The 18,308-nt window shown below is 75.2% G+C and carries 29 protein-coding genes; 14 read left to right on the top strand and 15 right to left on the bottom strand.

What is annotated here, in order from left to right:
- Positions 1-9 precede the first annotated feature (9 nt).
- Together INN71_RS01845 and rraA are read left to right on the top strand one after the other, a co-directional pair.
- On the top strand, positions 10-663 hold the full coding sequence (locus INN71_RS01845; RefSeq protein ID WP_277497555.1) for a hypothetical protein: 654 nt from the start codon (positions 10-12) through the stop codon (positions 661-663).
- Positions 664-686: 23 nt separating this feature from the next.
- Positions 687-1,202, top strand: a complete 516-nt coding sequence (gene rraA, locus INN71_RS01840) for a ribonuclease E activity regulator RraA (RefSeq protein ID WP_277497556.1) — start codon at positions 687-689, stop codon at positions 1,200-1,202.
- A 12-nt stretch (positions 1,203-1,214) separates the two neighbouring features.
- Here rraA and prfB read toward each other — a convergent pair whose 3' ends face one another.
- From prfB to INN71_RS01825, 3 genes are read right to left on the bottom strand one after another with little or no spacing between them, the layout of a single operon-like run.
- Positions 1,215-2,333, bottom strand: a complete 1,119-nt coding sequence (gene prfB / locus INN71_RS01835) for a peptide chain release factor 2 (RefSeq protein ID WP_277497557.1) — start codon at positions 2,331-2,333, stop codon at positions 1,215-1,217.
- A gap of 36 nt (positions 2,334-2,369) precedes the next feature.
- Positions 2,370-2,855, bottom strand: coding sequence for a hypothetical protein (locus tag INN71_RS01830; RefSeq protein ID WP_277497558.1), 486 nt, complete (start codon positions 2,853-2,855; stop codon positions 2,370-2,372).
- Positions 2,846-3,415, bottom strand: coding sequence for an RNA polymerase sigma factor (locus INN71_RS01825; protein WP_277497559.1), 570 nt, complete (start codon positions 3,413-3,415; stop codon positions 2,846-2,848). The genes INN71_RS01830 and INN71_RS01825 overlap by 10 nt, the downstream gene beginning before the upstream one ends.
- A gap of 170 nt (positions 3,416-3,585) precedes the next feature.
- Here INN71_RS01825 and INN71_RS01820 point away from each other — a divergent pair, with 170 nt between their 5' ends.
- The 8 genes from INN71_RS01820 (at position 3,586) to INN71_RS01785 (ending at position 6,836) form a co-directional block, all read left to right on the top strand.
- Positions 3,586-4,041: an Asp23/Gls24 family envelope stress response protein gene (locus tag INN71_RS01820; RefSeq protein WP_277497560.1), complete on the top strand. Its 456-nt coding sequence runs from the start codon at positions 3,586-3,588 to the stop codon at positions 4,039-4,041.
- A gap of 11 nt (positions 4,042-4,052) precedes the next feature.
- The gene (locus tag INN71_RS01815) at positions 4,053-4,403 is read left to right on the top strand and encodes a hypothetical protein (RefSeq protein ID WP_277497561.1); all 351 of its coding nucleotides are present in this window, start codon (positions 4,053-4,055) and stop codon (positions 4,401-4,403) included.
- A gap of 30 nt (positions 4,404-4,433) precedes the next feature.
- Positions 4,434-4,757 (top strand): hypothetical protein, encoded by a 324-nt coding sequence (locus INN71_RS01810; protein ID WP_277497562.1) that lies wholly within the window; start codon positions 4,434-4,436, stop codon positions 4,755-4,757.
- A gap of 46 nt (positions 4,758-4,803) precedes the next feature.
- Positions 4,804-4,980, top strand: a complete 177-nt coding sequence (locus INN71_RS01805; RefSeq protein ID WP_277497563.1) for a DUF2273 domain-containing protein — start codon at positions 4,804-4,806, stop codon at positions 4,978-4,980.
- A complete protein-coding gene (locus tag INN71_RS01800; protein WP_277497564.1) occupies positions 4,973-5,392 on the top strand; it encodes a hypothetical protein in 420 nt (139 codons plus the stop codon). Before INN71_RS01805 ends, INN71_RS01800 begins: the two co-directional genes overlap by 8 nt.
- Positions 5,389-5,991: a DUF6286 domain-containing protein gene (locus INN71_RS01795; RefSeq protein ID WP_277497565.1), complete on the top strand. Its 603-nt coding sequence runs from the start codon at positions 5,389-5,391 to the stop codon at positions 5,989-5,991. The genes INN71_RS01800 and INN71_RS01795 overlap by 4 nt, the downstream gene beginning before the upstream one ends.
- Positions 5,988-6,572: a hypothetical protein gene (locus INN71_RS01790; protein ID WP_277497566.1), complete on the top strand. Its 585-nt coding sequence runs from the start codon at positions 5,988-5,990 to the stop codon at positions 6,570-6,572. Before INN71_RS01795 ends, INN71_RS01790 begins: the two co-directional genes overlap by 4 nt.
- A 90-nt stretch (positions 6,573-6,662) precedes the next feature.
- Positions 6,663-6,836: a CsbD family protein gene (locus INN71_RS01785; RefSeq protein WP_277497567.1), complete on the top strand. Its 174-nt coding sequence runs from the start codon at positions 6,663-6,665 to the stop codon at positions 6,834-6,836.
- 269 nt (positions 6,837-7,105) lie between these two features.
- Here INN71_RS01785 and INN71_RS01780 read toward each other — a convergent pair whose 3' ends face one another.
- The 9 genes from INN71_RS01780 to INN71_RS01740 are packed head-to-tail and all read right to left on the bottom strand — an operon-like array spanning position 7,106 to position 13,233.
- Positions 7,106-7,867: a glycoside hydrolase family 16 protein gene (locus INN71_RS01780; protein ID WP_277497568.1), complete on the bottom strand. Its 762-nt coding sequence runs from the start codon at positions 7,865-7,867 to the stop codon at positions 7,106-7,108.
- A 16-nt stretch (positions 7,868-7,883) separates the two neighbouring features.
- Complete coding sequence (locus tag INN71_RS01775) at positions 7,884-8,480, bottom strand: GrpB family protein (RefSeq protein ID WP_277497569.1); 597 nt, start codon at positions 8,478-8,480, stop codon at positions 7,884-7,886.
- 13 nt (positions 8,481-8,493) lie between these two features.
- On the bottom strand, positions 8,494-8,952 hold the full coding sequence (locus tag INN71_RS01770; protein ID WP_277497570.1) for a pilus assembly protein TadG-related protein: 459 nt from the start codon (positions 8,950-8,952) through the stop codon (positions 8,494-8,496).
- Positions 8,949-9,440, bottom strand: a complete 492-nt coding sequence (locus tag INN71_RS01765) for a hypothetical protein (protein WP_277497571.1) — start codon at positions 9,438-9,440, stop codon at positions 8,949-8,951. The genes INN71_RS01770 and INN71_RS01765 overlap by 4 nt, the downstream gene beginning before the upstream one ends.
- Positions 9,437-9,862 (bottom strand): TadE/TadG family type IV pilus assembly protein, encoded by a 426-nt coding sequence (locus INN71_RS01760; protein WP_277497572.1) that lies wholly within the window; start codon positions 9,860-9,862, stop codon positions 9,437-9,439. Before INN71_RS01760 ends, INN71_RS01765 begins: the two co-directional genes overlap by 4 nt.
- A complete protein-coding gene (locus tag INN71_RS01755) occupies positions 9,849-10,070 on the bottom strand; it encodes a hypothetical protein (protein WP_277497573.1) in 222 nt (73 codons plus the stop codon). The genes INN71_RS01760 and INN71_RS01755 overlap by 14 nt, the downstream gene beginning before the upstream one ends.
- A 44-nt stretch (positions 10,071-10,114) precedes the next feature.
- Positions 10,115-11,077, bottom strand: coding sequence for a type II secretion system F family protein (locus tag INN71_RS01750; RefSeq protein WP_277497574.1), 963 nt, complete (start codon positions 11,075-11,077; stop codon positions 10,115-10,117).
- The gene (locus INN71_RS01745) at positions 11,074-11,928 is read right to left on the bottom strand and encodes a type II secretion system F family protein (protein WP_277497575.1); all 855 of its coding nucleotides are present in this window, start codon (positions 11,926-11,928) and stop codon (positions 11,074-11,076) included. Before INN71_RS01745 ends, INN71_RS01750 begins: the two co-directional genes overlap by 4 nt.
- 3 nt (positions 11,929-11,931) lie before the next feature.
- Positions 11,932-13,233 carry a CpaF family protein gene (locus INN71_RS01740; RefSeq protein WP_277497576.1) on the bottom strand — a complete coding sequence of 434 codons (1,302 nt, stop codon included), beginning with the start codon at positions 13,231-13,233 and terminating at the stop codon, positions 11,932-11,934.
- Positions 13,234-13,357: 124 nt separating this feature from the next.
- On the opposite strand from INN71_RS01740, the gene INN71_RS01735 reads away from it, so the two are divergent.
- Together INN71_RS01735 and INN71_RS01730 are read left to right on the top strand one after the other, a co-directional pair.
- On the top strand, positions 13,358-13,834 hold the full coding sequence (locus INN71_RS01735) for a hypothetical protein (RefSeq protein WP_277497577.1): 477 nt from the start codon (positions 13,358-13,360) through the stop codon (positions 13,832-13,834).
- Complete coding sequence (locus INN71_RS01730) at positions 13,831-14,223, top strand: hypothetical protein (protein WP_277497578.1); 393 nt, start codon at positions 13,831-13,833, stop codon at positions 14,221-14,223. The genes INN71_RS01735 and INN71_RS01730 overlap by 4 nt, the downstream gene beginning before the upstream one ends.
- 73 nt (positions 14,224-14,296) lie before the next feature.
- Here the strand turns inward: INN71_RS01730 and INN71_RS01725 are convergent, their stop codons facing one another.
- A complete protein-coding gene (locus INN71_RS01725; RefSeq protein ID WP_277497579.1) occupies positions 14,297-14,584 on the bottom strand; it encodes a helix-turn-helix domain-containing protein in 288 nt (95 codons plus the stop codon).
- On the bottom strand, positions 14,581-14,985 hold the full coding sequence (locus INN71_RS01720; protein WP_277497580.1) for a VOC family protein: 405 nt from the start codon (positions 14,983-14,985) through the stop codon (positions 14,581-14,583). Before INN71_RS01720 ends, INN71_RS01725 begins: the two co-directional genes overlap by 4 nt.
- 94 nt (positions 14,986-15,079) lie before the next feature.
- Between INN71_RS01720 and INN71_RS01715 the strand changes: the two genes are divergently transcribed.
- Both INN71_RS01715 and INN71_RS01710 read left to right on the top strand, forming a co-directional pair.
- The gene (locus INN71_RS01715) at positions 15,080-15,664 is read left to right on the top strand and encodes a hypothetical protein (protein WP_277497581.1); all 585 of its coding nucleotides are present in this window, start codon (positions 15,080-15,082) and stop codon (positions 15,662-15,664) included.
- 3 nt (positions 15,665-15,667) lie between these two features.
- Positions 15,668-16,762, top strand: a complete 1,095-nt coding sequence (locus tag INN71_RS01710) for an aromatic acid exporter family protein (RefSeq protein ID WP_277497582.1) — start codon at positions 15,668-15,670, stop codon at positions 16,760-16,762.
- Positions 16,763-16,809: 47 nt separating this feature from the next.
- On the opposite strand, the gene INN71_RS01705 is transcribed toward INN71_RS01710, so the two are convergent.
- Positions 16,810-18,231 carry a hypothetical protein gene (locus INN71_RS01705; protein ID WP_277497583.1) on the bottom strand — a complete coding sequence of 474 codons (1,422 nt, stop codon included), beginning with the start codon at positions 18,229-18,231 and terminating at the stop codon, positions 16,810-16,812.
- Between the last annotated feature and the right edge of the window lie 77 nt (positions 18,232-18,308).

Genomic DNA, 18,308 nt, shown 5'->3' with positions numbered 1-18,308 from the left:
GTCGACCGGGTGAACCGCCCGGTCCCCGCCCTCGCCGCTCTCGTCGTGCTCGCCCTCGGCACGGTGGCCTGCACGGGCGACGACGGGGGTGACGGCGACGCACCGGTCGCGTCGCCCACGACCACCGCACCCCCGGCGCTCGCCGACCTCGACACCACGACCCTGGGCGTCGAGCGCTCCGCGTTCTGCGACGACGTCACCGACGAGGCGGTCGCCGCCGCGCTGGGCGCCCCGCCCGTCGAGGCGGTGCCGTGGGACACGGGCGCGCCGACGCAGATCGCGCCCGGCCGCGAGGACCTCGTCCACGAGGTCGGGTGCCGCTGGTACGGCGAGGGCGGCGCCGCCGCGCCCACGAGCCCGGCCGCCTCCGCCTGGGTGTTCGTGCCGCCGACGACCCCGGCGGCGGCCGCGGCGTACGTCGAGGAGACCGCGGCGACCGAGGGCTGCCGCGTGCTCGAGGGGCAGCCGGCGTACGGCGCGCCCTCCCTCGCCCAGCTGTGCGGCGCCGAGGGAGTCGCGGAGGTCTCGTTCCGCGGGCTGCTCGGCGACGCCTGGCTCACCTGCACGCTGCGCGTGCCGACCTCCGCGGCGTTCGACGAGGCCGCCACGGTCACCCGCGCCTCCGACTGGTGCGCCGCCGTCGCGGTCGCCGCCGGCCCCTGATCCCCCACCCGAGGAGAGCCACGATGATCGACCGCAGCGCGTTCCTGGCCGGCACGGCCACCACGTCCGACCTCGTCGACGCGCTCGTCGACGCGCTCGTCGACGCCGGCCTCGAGGTGCGCTCGTGCAGCACACAGCTGCGGCTGTACGGCGCACGCCCCCGCTTCACGGGCCCCGTCCGCACGGTGCGCTGCGACCGGGACAACGGGCTGGTGAAGCGGACGCTGAGCTCGCCCGGTGACGGCGCGGTGCTCGTCGTCGACGGCGGCGGGTCGCCGTGGTCGGCGCTCATGGGCGACCAGATCGCCGCCGCGGCGGTCGCCAACGGCTGGGCCGGCGTCGTGATCAACGGTCCCGTGCGGGACGTGACGGCCCTGGCCGGGCTCGACCTCGGCATCAAGGCGCTCGGGTCCAACCCGCGCAAGAGCGCGAAGGACGCCGCGGGCGAGGTCGACGTGCCCGTGACGTTCGGCGACGTCACGTTCACGCCCGGCGCGACGCTGTGGAGCGACGAGGACGGGATCGTCCTCACCGACTGAGCAGCCGGTGCCTCAGCTGGCGTCCGCCTTCTCGGCGCCGCGGCGCCAGCGGATGCCCGCCTCGAGGAAGCCGTCGATCTCGCCGTCGAAGACCGGCGTGGGGTTGCCGACCTCGTAGCCGGTGCGCAGGTCCTTGACGATCTGGTACGGGTTCAGCACGTAGTTGCGCATCTGGTCGCCCCACGACGCCTGCACGTCGCCGCGCAGCCCGTCGAGCTCGGCCTTCTCCTCGGCCTTCTTGAGCGCGAGCAGCTTGGCCTTGAGCACGACCATGGCGCTGGCCTTGTTCTGCAGCTGCGACTTCTCGTTCTGGCAGCTGACGACCGTGCCGGTCGGGAGGTGGGTGAGACGCACCGCGGAGTCGGTCGTGTTGACCGACTGGCCGCCGGGACCGCCGGAGCGGAACACGTCGACGCGGATCTCCTCGTCGGGGATGTCGATCTCGTCGGTCTGCTCGAGCACCGGCACGACCTCGACCGCGGCGAACGAGGTCTGGCGCCGGCCCTGGTTGTCGAACGGGCTGATGCGCACCAGGCGGTGCGTGCCCGACTCCACCGAGAGGGTGCCGTAGGTGTAGGGCCCGTGGATCGCGAAGGTCGCCGACTTCAGGCCCGCCTCCTCCGCGTAGGAGGTCTCGAACACCTCGACCGGGTAGTTGTGGTGCTCGGCCCAGCGGGAGTACATGCGCAGCAGCATCTCCGCGAAGTCCGCGGCGTCGACGCCACCGGCGCCGGCGCGGATCGTCACGAGGGCCTCGCGGGCGTCGTACTCGCCGTTGAGGAGGGTGCGCACCTCGAGGGCCTCGACCGCCTTGTGCAGGCGGCCCAGCTCGGCGACGGCGTCGGCGAGCGAGTCGGCGTCGCCCTCCTCCTGCGCGAGCTCGACCATGATCTCGAGGTCCTCGATGCGGCCCCGCAGGGTCTCGAAGCGCTCGAGCTCGCCCTGGAGCGCGGAGAGGCGGCCGGTCACGCGCTGGGCGTTGGCCTGGTCGTCCCACAGGTCGGGGGCCGCGACCTCCTCCTGGAGGGCAGCGACCTCCCGCTGCATGCTCTCGACGTCGAGCACCTGCTCGATGGTGCGCATCGTCGCGCCGAGCTGCTTGATCTCTTGGTCGAAGTCGGGTCCAGCCACGATGACCAAGCCTACGTCACGGCGTGCGGCCCCCGGTCAGACCAGCCGGGGGTCACCGACGGCGACGTCGGTGACGGCGACGACGACGTCGTCGGGGCCCAGGTCGGGGTCCGGGCCGAGCAGCCCCCGCAGCAGGTCCAGCACCTGCGCCCGTACGGCGTCCCCCAGGGCGGGCAGCACGGTGCCGTAGGCCGCGACGAGGTCGATCTCGACGCCGGTGAGCCGGCCGTCGTCGACGAGCAGCCGCAGGCCCTCGGGGGCGTGGCTGGGCGAGGACTGCAGCAGCTCGCGCAGCGCCGTGCGGACGACGCGCTCCGAGACGTAGGTGCGCGAGCCCGCGGCGTCCTGGTCCGGCCGACCGTCGGCGGCGAAGGTCAGCAGGGGCTCGGAGGGCAGCACCGAGCTGCGCACGCGTGCCATCACCGAGGCGGACAGCTCGACCCACCCGCCGGGCGGCTCAGGCCGCTCGCTCCGGGCGGTCTCGGTCGCGCGGACGAACGGGTCGACCGGCTCTAGCGCCACCGTTCCATCCTCTCGGCCAGGGTGCGTCGTCCGCGGTGCAGGTGCCCGCGGACGCTTCCGGTGCTCAGGTCCAGCGCCGCGGCGATCTCGTCGTACGACAGACCCTCGATCTCGAAGAGCAACCAGGCCGCGCGCTGGTGCCACGGTAGTTCGTCGAGCGCGGCCTGCAAGGCGGCGAGCAGCTCGGAGTCGAGGGCGTCGCGCAGCGGGTTGTCCTCCGCGGGCCGCAGCGCGGCCGAGAGCAGCTCGTCGTCGATGGGGGTGGGGCGGCGGTGGCGCTGCAGGTCGGCGGCGCGGCGGTGCACCAGCCGGAAGAGCCACGTGCGCAGGCTCGAGCGGCCCGCGAAGGTGTCGAGCCCCTTCCACGCGGAGATCAGCGCCTCCTGCGTGACCTCCTTGGCGTCCGCGTCGCTGCCGCCCACGAGGCGCAGGGCGTAGCGGTACATCCCGGGGGCGTGGCGGTCGACGAGCACGGCGAAGGCCTCCTCGTCCCCCAGGCGCGCAGCACGCAGCAGCGCGTCGTCGGTGGCTCCGCTGCGCTGCGGGCCGTTCGGGCTCATACCGGTGGATCGTGACGGGGCCCTCCAAGCGGGCCCATCCGCAGGTGCCCTCGGCGACGAACAGCAGTCGCCCCTCGGGAGGGTCGTGACCCGGATCACACGGCGGCCGCGTGACGATCCCGGGCCTCCACGCGACCAACACCTGTCCGACACGAACGAGAGGAACCACGATGACCGAGAAGCAGAGCACCACGACGACCACCGCCCTCGAGAGCCGCGGCACCACCGCGCTGACCTCCGAGGCCGGCCGCACCTCCATCGCCGACACCGTGGTCTCGAAGATCGCCGGCATCGCCGCCCGCGACATCAGCGGCGTCCACGACCTCGGCGGCGGCACCGCCCGCGCCGTCGGCGCGCTCCGCGAGCGCATCCCCGGCTCGCGCACCAACCTGTCGCAGGGCGTGAGCGTCGAGGTGGGCGAGCGCCAGGCCGCCGTGGACCTCGACATCGTCGCCGAGTACGGCGTCGCGATCGCCGACCTCGCCGCCGCCATCCGGCGCAACGTCATCTCCTCGGTGGAGCGGATGACCGGGCTCGAGGTCACCGAGGTCAACATCACCGTCCACGACGTCTTCCTCGACGACGGGCAGGACGACGTCGAGCCCGCCGCCCCCCGCGTGGAGTGAGCGAGCCCAGCGTGGACCCGCACGAGGTCGCCCTGCCGGAGGAGCCGGCGGCGCCCGCCGCGGCGGTGCTGGAGGACCCGGTCGACCTGGTCGCCCGCGCCGTCCGCTCCGTCCCCGGGGTGCACGACCTGCACGGCGGCGTGCTGGGCGAGGTCGCGACGTACCTCCCCGGCCGGCGCGTCGCCGGCATCCGGCTCCGCGAGCCCGGTGCCGACGTGCACGTCGTGCTCGCGTGGGCGGCGCCGCTGACGGCGACCACCGAGGCGGTCCGCGCGGCCGTCCGCCCCCTCGCGGGCGGGCCGGTCGACGTGACCGTCGAGGACGTGGCCCCGCCCGGCGCGCCCCGGCCCACCGACGACTGACCGCACCACCCACCCCATCCAGGAGGAGACGTGGAGGCACCCGCCACCGCGCGCACCGACGCCGACGCCCTGCGCCGGCTCCGGCGCGAGGCCGCCCTCGCCCACCACCCCGACCGGGGCGGTGACGCAGCGACCTTCGCCCGCGTGATGGCCGAGCTCGAGGTCCTCCGCAGCCGCGGCACCGACGCGGTGCTGCCCCCTGCGGCGACGGCCACCCCCGTGGTCGTCGTCCCCGGCAGCCGGCTGCGGCGCGCCGCCCACGTCGTACGACGACAGGGGCGCGCCGCGGCCGGGGGGATCCGCCGACGGGTCCCCCGGGGCCTGCCCGGCGCCCGCCGGTACGGCCACCTCTGAGCACGCCTCCCCCACACCACCCGTGAACCCGAAGGAGAACACCCTCATGACCACCTCCAGCCTCGGCCTCGTCGCCGGCCTGCTGCTGACGATCGCCGTCACCACCGGCGGCTTCCTCGGCCTGCTCCTCGCGGTCGTCCTCGGCGGCGGCGGCTACCTGCTCGGCGGCCACGTCGACGGCGAGCTCGACCTCGGAGCCCTCGTGCGAGGACGTCGTGGCTGAGCAGGCCGTGGCGCCGACCCGCCCGACGGTGCCCGCGCACCGCGGCGAGCCCGCGCCCGACGACGCCGAGAACCGCGGCACGCTCGAGGTGCGCACCACGGCGGTGCGCACCCTGGTGGAGCGGGCGGTGCTGGAGACCCCCGGCACGGTCGCCCACCGCAGCGCGCTGGGCCGTCTGACCGGCCAGGGCAGCCCCCGGGCCGACGTGGAGATGCACGGTCGCAGCGCCCGGGTGAGCGCCGACGTGGCCGCCGTGTGGCCGTGCTCGGTGACCGCGATCGCCGCCGGCGTGCGCGACCGCGTGCGGGAGCGCGCGGCCCGCCTGTCCGGCGTGCACATCAGCACCGTCGACGTGACCGTGCACGTCGTCTCCCCCGACGACGTCGACTCCCCGCGGAGGAGGGTGGAATGAGCGAGACCCTGGAAGCCCGACGCGGCACCACCCGTGCCGCCACCCCGCCCGACGTGGCGCTGCCGAAGCCGCTGAGCGCCCCGCCCCGCGCCCTGCCCGGCGCCGGCGCCGTGGCCGTGCTGCTCGGCATCGTCGTCATCGGCCTGGCCGTCGTGGGTGTCCACGACCTGGCGGTGCGCCAGGGCTGGGCGACGACGCGCACCGAGTGGCTGCGCTCGACGGTCGATGCCGTCGACGGCCTCACCCCGTCGCTCGGCCTGCTGATCGGCGCCGCCGTGCTCGGCGTCGTCGGCGTGCTCCTCGTGCTCGTCGCCGTGAAGCCGGCGCGGGCCACGCACCGGCCGACGAAGGACGGGCGCCTCGACCTGTGGCTGGCGCCCGGCGCCCTCGCCGCCCTCGCGCAGAGCGCGGCCGACCGGGCCCCCGGCGTCGTCGCCGCCGAGACCGTCCGCGTCTCGCGCCGCAAGGTCCGCATCGCGGTGACGACGAACCGCGAGCCCGCGCCCGTGCGGCAGGCCGCCCAGCGCGCCGCGCAGGAGGCCGTCGGCCACCTGACCCGTGCCCGCATCGACGTCGTGACGAAGGAGCTGCCGCGATGACCCCCCGCGTCCGCGTGCTCGACCGCACGCTCACCCTGCTGCTCGGCCTCGGCCTGGTGGTGCTCGCCCTGTTCGCCTTCGACTGGCGCTTCGGCGTCGTGGGGCGCTACCAGGACAGCCTGCCGACCGGCCCCGCGAGCGACGTCGTCGCCAGCGGCTGGTGGCCCTGGGTGTTCGCCCTCGCGACCGTGCTGCTGGGCCTGCTGGCCCTGGCGTGGCTGCTGGCGCACCTGCGCCGCCCGGGCCCGTCGAGCCAGCGGCTCGACTCCAGCGACGAGACGGGCCGCCTCGAGGTGGACCTGCGCTCGGTGGCCGCGGCCGCCGCGGAGCGGTTCGCCACGATGGCCCCCGTCACCGGCGCCCGGGGCACGACCGAGGCCCGGGGCCGCCGCACCCTGCTGGTGCTCCACGCCTCCGTCGACCCGGCGGCCGACGCCACGACGCTGACCGAGGCGACCGAGGCGAGCGCCCGCGAGGTCGCCGCCGCGTTCCCCGACGACGACGTGCGCCTGCGCGTCGTGCTCGACGCCCCGCGCCGCAAGCGGCTCGGCCGCGGCACCGACCGGGTCCGGGTGCGCTGAGCGCGTCCCGTCCCTCTGAGCCCCGTGCACACCACGCGCGGTGGGAGCGCCCGCTCCCGACTTGTGATCACCGACCGGAAGGAGAACGACATGGGTATCGCCGACAAGGCCAAGAACGCCGCCGAGGACCTGGCCGGCAAGGCCAAGGAGGTCGTCGGGGACGTCACCGGCAACGACGAGCTCAAGGCCGAGGGCAAGGCCGACCAGACCAAGGCCTCCGCGAAGGACAAGGTCGAGGGCGTCAAGGACACCTTCAAGAGCTGACGCCTCGCAGGTGCGTGCGGGCCCGGTCGCCACTGGCGGCCGGGCCCGCGGCGCTACCGGTGGTTGAGATGGCCGCGCCAGCGGCCTCGAAACCACCACCTCACCGCGGACGTCCGCCGGCCCGCCCCGGACGTCATACCGATCGTGGCCCCAAGGGCTCGCCCCGCATGACGTCCCGCGACCCGCCCCGGACGTCATACCGATCGTGGCCCCAAGGGCTCGCCCCGCATGACGTCGCACGGGGTGCTCGGGGCGAGCGCCTCCACCCCCTACCTGCTGACCGCTCGTACGGCGTGCACGTGGGCGGTCTTCGGGTACGCCGCGGGGTCGCGCCGCTCGTCGGCCGGGAACTCGAACAGGTCGATCATCAGCTGCTGCTCGTAGTCGATCCGTTGCGCGCTCGTCGCCACCACCGCCCCGTCGACGGTGAACTCGACGCGCTCGCCGCCCCAGCGCACGCCGTACTCGTGCGGCTGGGTGGCGTCGATCGGCAGGTCGACGTCGGTGACCTCGTCGACGAGGCGGGGGTCGTGGTGGGCCTTGACGCCGACGCGGACGGTCGAGCCGCCGGGGCCGATGCGGTCGCCGAACAGCTCGGCGATGCAGAGCTCGCCGGAGTCGTCGGGGCCGGAGTCGTCGACGCCGACCAGCCAGATGCCGAGCATGCAGGTGGGGTCGGGGCTCGCGCTGGCGCGCACGACGACCTCCCCGGCGTCGGCCACCCACCCCTTCCACGTCGGCGTCCCCGTCACGACGACGAGGCCGTCGGGGCGGTGGCGGTGGGTGCCGGCGGTGCCGCCGACCGGGCCGGCCCACGTCGCGGTCTGCACGTTGCTGACCCGCATCTGCCCGTCGGCCTCGCGCCAGGCGGGCTGATCGGCGTCGACGCGCAGCCGCAGCCCGTGCTCGTCGAGGTCGTAGCGCGCCGCCGACCGCTTCGGGATCGTCCAGTGCGGCAGGTAGTGCGGCACCCAGAGGTCGGGGTCGAGCGCCGGGGCCGTGAACGTCTCGTCGATGCGCGCGCGGGTCACGGCAGGAGTATCCGACTCAGAGCAGCCCGTGCGCCCGGAACACGTCGTCGAGGATGGCGTGCACGACGGGCTCCTTGCGCGCGTTGTAGTCCATCACCACCCCACTCACCGCGTTCGTCTCGTCGGCGGCGGCCCGCTTCGCGGCGGCGTACCGCTCCCGGTCCGCCGGGTGCTCGCGCAGCCAGTCACGCAGCAGCCGGTGCCGCACGACCTCGGGGCAGTCGGGGCCCCACACGTGCACGTTGGCGCGCGGGGCCTCGCCGCGCAGGATGCGGTGCTCGTGCCAGCGCGGCTCGCGCAGCAGCAGGGTGAGGCCCGCGGCCTCGAGTGCGGGCACGTACGCCGCCTCGTCGCGCGGGTCGGGCACCGTCACGTCGACGTCGATCACCGGCTTCGCCGCCAGCCCCGGCACCGCGGTCGACCCGACGTGCTCGACGGCCAGCGCCACCGGGCCGAGTGCGGCCCGGATCAACTGCTCGAGACCGGCGTACGCCGCGGGCCAGAGCGCGTCGTACCCGACGACGGCGATGTGCTCGACCACCTCGGGTACGACGCGCTCCACGTTCGCGGGGTCGTGGACGTAGTGGCGGACGATCTCGGCGGGCTCGAGCACGGGGCGAGGCTAGTCAGCCGAGCTGCAGCGCCGCCGTACCCGTCGCGGCCACGGTGGCCTCGTCGGGCCCGCCGGGGAGGACGAGCGGAAGGTCGAGCGGGGCGTCGACCCGCACCTCGACCGTGCCGCCGTCGACCGCCACGTCGAACTCGAGCCCCGGCCAGCGGGCGTGGGCGCCGATCTCCTGCAGGTACGACGCGACCGCCGCCTCGGCGGCCTTCTCCGTCTGGATCGCGCGACGGTCGGCGCGGAACCCGCCCGTGTACGCCTCCCCGCCCAGCGCCCCCGCGTCCGCACCCGCCAGCGCCGCCCCGTCCGCGACCGTCGCGAGGCCCTGGCGCTGCAGGTACGCCGCCGACGCGTCCACCACGACGGCCAGCAGCATGAACAGCACGCCCGCGAAGCCGACGATCATCAGCGTCGTCTGGCCGCGCTGGTCCCGCCGACGCAGCCCGCTGGCCGGGGCGCTCACGACGCCTCCCGGAACTGGCCGTACGGCACGGAGTGCGTCGCCTCCAGGGCGAACGTCGGCGCGCCGCCGCCGAGCACCTCGGGGAGGTAGGGCAGCTCGACCGCCGAGTCGACGACGACCGTGATGATCGCGCCCGGCAGTCGACAGGCGGCCGGACCGGTACGGCGCGCCTCACCGTCGGGCGCGCTGCAGCTCACCTTCACCCCGACGGGCTCCTCGATGCCCTGGTCGGAGAACGCCAGCCGGGCGGCCGCGTCCGCCGCCGCCTGCCCGGAGGCGTGGTCGTCGGAGAGCGCGTAGGCGCGGGCGGCGGTGCGCGACGCGGACGTCACCGCGAACGCGCCGCGCTGCACGTCGAAGACCGCGAGCACGATGTAGATGACCGGGACGAGCAGGATGATGCCGAGCCAGGTCAGCTCGATGACGGCGCTGCCGCGCTGGTCTCGCACCCGCCGCTGCCGGCGACCCCGGCTCGCCCCCGCGCTCACGGCGCCTCCTCGACGGCGTGCCCCTGCACGCGCAGCTCGATGCCCGGGCCGCCGAGGCCGAGCGCGGGCACGGTGGCCTCCACGGTCACCCGCACGCCGGGCCGTCCCTCGACGGGCCGCTCATCGACCCGGATGCGCTGCGCGAAGCGCGAGGCCACGGCGCGCTCGATCTCCTCGCGGGTGCGGCGCTCGCCGTCGGCCAGCGAGCGGTCGTACGCCGCCGCGTGCCGCGCGCCCTCGGACGCCGCCGACGTCAGCGTGTTGCGCACGTGGAGCACCAGCGCGACCTGCGCGATCCCGGCGAACAGGGGCAGCAGGACGACGAGCACCAGCACGAAGTCGACGACGGCCGAGCCGCGCTGGTCACGTCGCCGCCCGTCTCGCCCGGAGCGCGAGCGGCGCGGGCGCTCAGCCCAGGCCACTGACCGAGCCGAGCGCCCGCGACAGCATGGCGTTGAGCTCGGGACCGGCGAAGGTCCAGATGGCGTAGACGAGGCCGGCGGTCATGACGGTGACCATGACCCAGCCGGGCACGTCGCCGCGCTGGGTGCGGCGCGCCGTACCCCCGGTCAGCAGCAGCACGGCCGCGCGCAGGCGGGCGAGCAGGTGGATGAGTCCCGAGACGGACATGTCGCTCCTTGGGTGGTGGGAGGGAGGGCAGGACGAGGAGGGGCTCACGGCGCCACCAGCCGGAGACCGATGACGCCGGGGTAGAAGGCGAAGAGCACCACGACGGGGAGCACCAGGAAGACGACCGGCACCATCATGAAGACCTCGCGGCGGGCCGCGGACTCGATGAGCTCGCGCCGGCCGGCGTCGCGCACGTCGGCGGCCTGGGCGTGCAGCACGTCGGACAGCGGGGTGCCCCGCTCGACCGCGACGGCGATGCCAGAGGCGAACCGCGCCACCAGCGGCAGGCCGGTCGTGGCGGCCATCCGGTCGAAGGCGTCGGCGACCGGCTCGCCGGTGCGGACGGCGGCGAGGACCCCGGCGAGCTCGCGGGACAGCTCGCCGCCACTGCGCCGTACGACGCGCTCCAGCGCCGCCACCGGGCCCTCGCCCGCGGCCACGGCGAGGGCGAGCAGCTCGGCGACGGTGGGGAACTCCTCGATGATGCGCCGCTCCCGGCGGCGCACCTGCGACGTCAGGTGCTGGTCACGCGCCAGGACACCACCGACGAAGGCGAAGAGGCAGAACACGATCGCGCTCACGGCGGCGCCCGGGTCGGCCAGCGTCCGCACGGCGCCCCAGACGGCGGCGGCCGCGAACGCGGCGAGCCCCCAGGTGACCTGCTCGATGCGGAACTCGTGGACGGACCGGTCGATGCCCGCCCGCGCGAGGCGCCGCCGTACGGACGTGGCTCCGCCCAGCACCTTCTCGACGCCGTCGGCGGCGCTGCGGAGCAGCGGTCCGAAGACGCCGGACGCGGCACCCAACGGACCACCGGTCCCGGCGCCGACGGCGGGCAGCGACGCCCGGCCCGGGGAGGCACCGGAGAGACGGGGGACGTCCCGCACGAACGGTGCGACCCGCAGGGCCAGCGGCGGCCGCCGGACGGCCCGCACTCGCGCGAGGACGAGCAGCACGCCACACGCGACCGTCGCGCCCAGCAGCGCCCCCCACAGGGCCGGGCTCACCGGAGGATCCGCCGTTCGGTCGGCAGCCGCCCGATCCGCATCATCAGGCGATAGGCGACGACGCACACGGCCGCGCCGGCGACGAGGATCGCCGTACCGGTCGGGGTGGCGTAGCGGCGGATGACCTCGCCCTGGAACGACATCATCAGCAGCACCAGCCAGGGCGCCGCGACCGCGAGCCGCGCGCCGTTGACGGTCCAGGCCTGGCGCGATTGCATCTCCGAGCGCAGCCGGGCGTCGTCGCGCAGGTAGCCCGACAGGTTGCGCAGCAGGCGGCCGAGCTCGCCGCCGCCGACCTCGCGCGCGATGCGGAGGCCCTCGACGACGCGGTCGCCGACGGGGTCGGCCAGCCGCTCCTTCAACCGGTCGAGGCAGTCGGAGAAGCGGCCGGTCACCTGGTAGTCGAGGGCGAACGCCGCGAACGCGGGCCGCAGCGCCTCGGGGCCCCGCTCCCCCAGGCCGGCGACGGCGTCGGGCAGCGACAGCCCGGCGCGCACGGCGGACGCGAGGTTGTCGACGGCGTCGGGCCACACGTCCGCGAACTCCGCCTGCCGCGTGCGGGCGCGGGCGCTGACGAGGGCGTAGGGCAGGTACGCCGCCAACGCGCCGAAGACGAGCGCGATCGGGGGCGTGCGCGACACGGCCTGCAGGATCACCGCGGCAGCCGTCCCGCAGAGGGCGCACAGCACGACGAAGCTCGCGGGCGAGACGCTGGTGAGCCCTGCACGGGCGAGCAGACGAGCCAGCGCGCCGGGACCACGCTCAGTGGCGCGCGGCGTGCGCGGCACGAAGAACGCCGACCACACGAGGAGGAGCCCCAGCCCCACCCCCAGCCCGACGACCGCCCCCACCGCTCAGCCCGCCTGCAGGATCCGGTGGACGTCGATGCCGTTGCGCTCGAAGGCCTCGACGCGCGGCGGCATCCCGTGGGTGCGACGCAGCTCGCCCGACTGGCGCACGAACAGCGGCTCGACCTCGATGACGTCGTTCTCGACCCGGCCGGGCACGCCGACGATCTCGTTCACCCGCCGTACCCCGCCGGGATCGATGCCGAGGTGGACGACGATGTCGACCGAGGCCGCGACGGTCGGCACGACGAACTTGGCCGACACGTTCTCGCCCGCCAGCAGCGGGAGGGTGCACATCTTCACCAGCGCCTCGCGGGCGCTGTTGGCGTGCAGCGTGCACATGCCCGGGAGACCGGAGTTGAGTGCGAGGAGCAGGTCGAGGCACTCCTCGGAGCGCACCTCCCCCACGATCACGCGCGAGGGGCGCATCCGCAGCGCCTCCTTCACCAGCGCCCGCAGCGGCACCTCGCCCGTGCCCTCGAGACCGGCCTGGCGCGTCTGCATCGCCACCCAGTCGGGGTGGGGGAAGCGCAGCTCGAAGACCTCCTCGGCTGACACCACGCGGTCACCGCCCGGGATGGCCGCGGCCAGGCAGTTCAGCATCGTGGTCTTGCCCGCCTGGGTGCCGCCGGCGACCAGCACGTTGAGCCCCGCCCGTACGGCGGCCGTGAGGAACGCGGCGGCCTGCGGTGTCATCGACCGCAGCTCCACCAGGTCGTGGAGACCGGCCGCCTTCAGCACGAACTTGCGGATGTTCACCGCCGTGAACCCTCGCGTGATGCCCTCCAGCACCACGTGCAACCGGTGCCCGTCGGGCAGCATCGCGTCCACGAACGGGCTCGACACGTCCAGACGCCGGCCGCTCGTCTTCAGCATCCGCTCCACCAGGTCCGCCACCTGGGCCTGGGTCAGCATCAGGTTCGTCAGCTCGTGGCGCCCGTTGCGCGCCACGAACACCCGCGAGGGGTCGTTGATCCAGATCTCCTCCACCGACGGGTCGTCCAGCAGCGGCTGCAACGGACCGAAGCCCGCCACCCGCGCCACCACCTCCGCGACCACCGCCGGCGGGTCGACCAGCTTCGCCACCGCACCCGTCATGGACAGGTCGTCGTGCTCACGCGCCGCGTCCTCCGCGATCCGGCGCACCGCGGCCACGTCGCGCTGCGGGTCCACCCCCTGGGCCCGCACCACCTCGCGCACCCGGGCGTCGAGGGCGTCGACCACGGCGGCCGGGGCAGCAGCCACCGGCGCACCCGTCGGCACCGCCCGCTGCCCGGGCGCACGAGAACGCGCGTCGGCGATCGACATGTTGAGCCCTCATCCCGAGTAGAGGTCGTCCACGGATCCGCCGCCCATTGCAATCCAGGCCGGCGGGGGCTCGCAACCACTCATCCACAGGTTTTGCCCGCCGGAGTCGTGCATGCTCACCCCCGTGACAACTCCACGCAGCAGTGACGCGACCGGCGGGCCGAGGGGACGCCGTACCCGGTTGCGGCGTGCCGCACCGCTCGCTGCCCTCGCCGGCGCCGCGGCGGTCTTCGTCGCGGCGGTCGTCTACCTCACGGTGGACACGGACCGGCGCCCGTCGCCGGACGGGGCGCGCGTCGCATGCCACGCGCACGTCGAGAGCGAGCTCGGCCAGCTGGTCCGCTTCGACCCGTCGCCGACGGTCGCCGCGGACGGCGACTACGTCACCGTGAGCGGTACGTTCAGCAGGGCGACCGGTCCCGGCGACGGCGGCGAGTACCACTGCGCGGCCCACTGGGTCGGTAGTGACGACGGCGGCTGGTCGGTGGGCACGTCCGCGCTCGCCGACGACCCGACGGCGGAGCCCACGCCCACCGTCATCGCCCGCCACCGCCCGTCCCCCACCCCGACGGCAGAGCCTCCGTCGGCGAGCACGCCGTGACCACCCGGCGGCGCGGGTGGGTGCGGCGCGTCGTACCCCTCGCCGCCCTCGCGACGGGGGTCGGGGTGTTCGCGCTCGCGGCCGGATACCTCTTCATCGACCGCGACGGGCCGCCCACCGACCACGGGGCGCGCCTCGCCTGCGAGGCGGCCCTGCAGGAGACGACCGAGGACGAGCTGCGGTTCGACGTGCCGGAGAGCGTGCACCGGGACGGCGACGCGGCCACGGTGGACGGCTCGTTCGGTCTGCAGGGCCAGCCCGACGACGTGGGCAACGGCAGCTACACCTGCGCGGCGCGGTGGACCGGCGGCGAGACCGCGCCGTGGGAGGTCGATCAGTTGTCGACGCTCACGGTGAACCGCTCGGGGTTCGACGTCCCCGCGCCCTGAGGGCGCATCGCTCAGATGGACATCACGAGGTCGGGGTGCCGGCGGTAGGACGCGCTGAGACGTGGCGCGCTCGTCACGGAGGAGCCCCCTCGGCGCCCCATCTCCTCAGCGCGAGGATCGGTTCTCGCAGGGCGAGACCGCGTTCGGTGAGCGCGTAGGCGCGGGTGTTGTGCTTCAGCGGCAGCCGGGACAGGACGCCCGCCGCCTCGAGCTCGCGCAGACGGATGGCGAGCATGTTCGTCGGCGCCCCCAGGGCCCGCTGCAGGTCCCCGTAGCGCTGTGGCCCGTCGAGCAGCTGGTCGACGACGAGCAACGCCCAGCGGGCTCCGAGGATGTCGAGCGCCGCGGCCAGGTCGCTCATGCAGTCGCGTCGGCGTCCGGCTTCATCCAGAACGGCGAGTAGTGGTAGCCGTCGGGGTCATCGAACTGGCGCTGGTACATGAAGGGGTAGTCGTCGGTGCCGCCGATCCGTCCGCCGGCGGCCCCGGCCCGCTCGACGAGCTCGTCGACGGCCTCCCGGCTGCCGAGGTCGAAGGAGACCGTGACCTTCGACGGCGTGTCGACCCCGCCGACCAGCTCCTCGACGCCGCCGACGCTGGCGTACATCTCGCGGCTCCCGAGCATGACGTACTGCCCGGGTGCGATCTCGAAGCACGAGACGTTGTGGTCGGACATCTCGGCGTTGCGGATCCACCCGAGAGCGCCGTAGAAGGCGGTTGCGCGTTCGACGTTCTCGACCGGGCAGGTGATGAAGAGGCTCATGCGGAACATGCTTGTAAAAACGAAGTGCGGCGTCAAGGGTCACCGCGCGGCGGACGCGGAGACCCGGGCCACCCGCCGTGCCTAGGATCCCGCCATGGGTCTCAGCTTCTCGCTCCTCGCCCTCTCGCGCGACGGCGCCCTCGACCTGTCGCGCCCCTCGGAGGGGGCCGAGGCGGACGCCGCCGCGGTGGTGCAGCGGCTGTTCCCCCGCACTCCCCACCAGCTGACGCAGAGCCGACCGCTGCTGCAGACCGCCTTCCCGCCCCGGGGGACGCCGGTGGTCGGCGTGTTCGAGTCCGGGGTGCTCGTCGCGACCCGGGACGCCCACCTCTACGACCCCGGCATCCTCCACGCGCGCTACCGCAAGCTCACGGAGTGGCCGGACGTGCGGCTGCTCACCGCGGCCTCCGTCAACGACATGTTCGCCTACGGGCGCTGGGCGTCGGGCGAGCTGGCCCGCTGCTTCTCGGTCAACGCCGTGGCCGGCGTCGTGCGTGACCGCGGGACGCCCGACCCCTTCGAGGAGCAGCTCGCCGTCGACCCCGAGAACTGGCTCGACCTGTGCAACGCGGCCCTCGCGTCCGTGCTCCGGTTGCAGGGCGACGCCGCGCCGGGCTTCGCCGGGGCGGTGCCGTGGGAGGACGTCACGATGCACGTCTTCGAACGCGCGCACGGGTAACCGGTGCTCGTGCACGACCTCGAGCCCCGCCGCGCGCTGACGCGCACCCTCGCCCACCGCCCCGCCCTCACCGTCGCCGCGAAGGCGGCACTGGCGGCGGTGATCGCCTGGCTGGTCGTGCAGCCGTGGGGCGACGTGGCCGACGACTACGCCTACTACGCGCCGCTGGGCGCCGTCGTCTCGGTCTCCACCACCGTGGCCCAGTCGGTGCGCGCCACCCTGCAGTCGGTCGTCGCCATCGGTCTCGGGGCGACGCTGGCGGCCGCCGCCATGTTGAGCGACCTGCCGCAGCTGCTCGCCCTCGCCCTCGTCGTCGGCGTCGGCAGCATGCTCACCTCGTGGCCGCGGCTCGGCACCATGGCGAGCTGGGTGCCCATCTCCGCGCTCTTCGTGCTCATCATCGGGCGGGAGGACCCGTGGCACTACGTGCTCGGCTACCTCGGGCTCACCACGGTCGGCGCGGCCATCGGCGTCGTCGTCAACGCCGCCTTCCCGCAGCTGCCGCTCGTCTCCACGGCCGCGGCCCAGGACGCGCTGCGCACCGAGCTGGCCGGGCAGCTCGACGACCTCGCCGACGGGCTGAGCCAGGAACCGCTGCCCCGCCCCGAGGAGTGGGCGAGCCGCCGGCGCGACCTCAGCCAGCAGACCCGCCGCATGCAGGACCTCGTCGCCCGCGCCACCGAGGCCCAGCAGGCCAACTGGCGCGCCCCACGCTGGCGCACCAGCGCCGAGCGCACCCTCGACCAGGGCCGCGCGCTCGACAACCTCGCCTTCCAGGTCGAGGGCGTCACCGAGCTGCTCGCCGAGAACGAGCACGCCGCCAACGAGCACGTCGTGCTCGGCCCCGAGCTGCGCCCCGGCGCCGCCCGCGCCCTCACCGCGCTGGCCGACGCGCTGCGCTCCGTCGACGACGCCAAGGCCGACCCCGAGGCCCACGACACCGCCCGCGCCACCCTCGAACGGCTCGCCGCCGACATCCAGGAGATGCGCCGCGAGACCGACGCGGAGTACTTCGCCGCCGGCAGCCTCGTCGTCGCCATGCGCCGCGCGCTCGCGACGATCGCGCCGTCCGACCGGGGCGCGCGACCGAGCGCCTGACGCCCCGCCCGCTCAGGTACGCCGGAGCCGACGGAACCGCCGCCGCGTCACCACCGCGGCGACAGGAACAGCACGACCGACAGCGCCGCAAACGCCCAGTCGACCGTCGACACACCCTCCTCGTCGACGAACGCGCCGTCGGTCACCACGGTGCCGACCATGACGACGGCCAGCAGCAGGAGGAGCAGCGCGCCGACCACACTGAGCCACGCGCCCGCGACCCGCACGGGCCGGGCGAAGAACGGCTCGTAGCCCGCGTCGTCCCGCACCCCCTCACTCCAGGTGCGCCAGAACCCCGCGGCGGTGACGACCTCGGCGTCCGGGTCCGGGGCGACGGTGCGGTCGAGGATCGCCAGGCCCTCCGGCGGCAGGCCGAGGAGCTCGACGAGCTCGACCAGCGGGTCGCCCCGGCGCTCGTCGGCGCGCATCAGCGCCCGCAGCGCGACCATGTCGAGGTCGTGCGCCCCCTCCCCTGCGACCTGGTGGGCCAGGAACGCCGCGACGTCGTCGGCCGTCCCGGTGTCCCGCGGGCCGACCTCGCGCCAGCCCGTCCCCCAGCTGGAGCGCGCGAACGCGCGGTCCCCGTGCGCCACGTCGACCCCGCACGAGCCGTCGGCGTCGCGCCACAGGGCGAGCACCGGCGTACGACGCGGGCCCGCCGCCGCGACGACGCCCGCCAGCGCGGTGAAGAGCTCGTCGACCTCGGTGGTCGTCGTCGGCTCCAGCGCCTGCCACCCCTCCCCCAGCGGCGTGATGCGCACCGGGCCGGTGATGTTCGCCGCGATCCGTGCCCCCATGCGCGCGCCCTGCTCGTCGCCACGGCGGAGCACGACGACCCGCTCGATGGGCGCCGACTCGAGGGCGGGCAGCTCGAGCAGCTCCTCGAGCGCCTCGACGAGCTCGTCCACCCAGCCGTGGCTGCGGCCGAACGCGGCCGCCACCGCCCCGGTGGGGTCGGTGCGCGGGTCGGGCGCCGGCGGCTGCGGGTGGCGGCGCGCCCGCCGCGCCTCCCAGCGCGCGATCCGCTTCTCCTCCCGCGGCGTCAGCGGCACCGGCGTCGGCCGCACCGGCGGCTTGGCCCGCACGCCGAACAGCGCCGTCAGTGCCTCGGCGACGGCGCGGAGGTCGCCCGCGGTGCGCTCGCCGTCGGTGCGGTACGTCGCGCGCCCCGCCGGCCCGGCGACCACGGCGACGAGGCTCGCCTCGAAGTCCTCGCCCTGGTCGCCGCCGTCGCCGCGGCGCCGCCGTGACCGACGGCCCGCGGAGCCCGCCTCGTCGGGGTCGCGCTCCTCGGACACGTCCCAGAACCCGACGACGTCGGTGCGGGCGGCGAAGAGGTCCAGCGCGCCGTGGTCGCACCAGGCCAGCGTCCACCCCCCGGCACCCGTCGGGGCCACGGACCCCTCGACGCGGGCGCGGTCGAGCGTCTCCGCGACCTCCGCCTGACCTGCCCGGACCAGCAGCAGCACCGCCGCACCTCCCTCAGCTCACGAGCGGCACATCCTTCCAGCCGGCCGCCGGCGACGAGCGGGAACCGCGGCCCCCG

The organism is Nocardioides sp. ChNu-153, assembly GCF_030466625.1.
GTDB lineage: Bacteria > Actinomycetota > Actinomycetes > Propionibacteriales > Nocardioidaceae > Nocardioides.
Note: the sequence above shows the minus strand (reverse complement) of the source record. Positions and strands in the feature narration are given on the sequence as shown.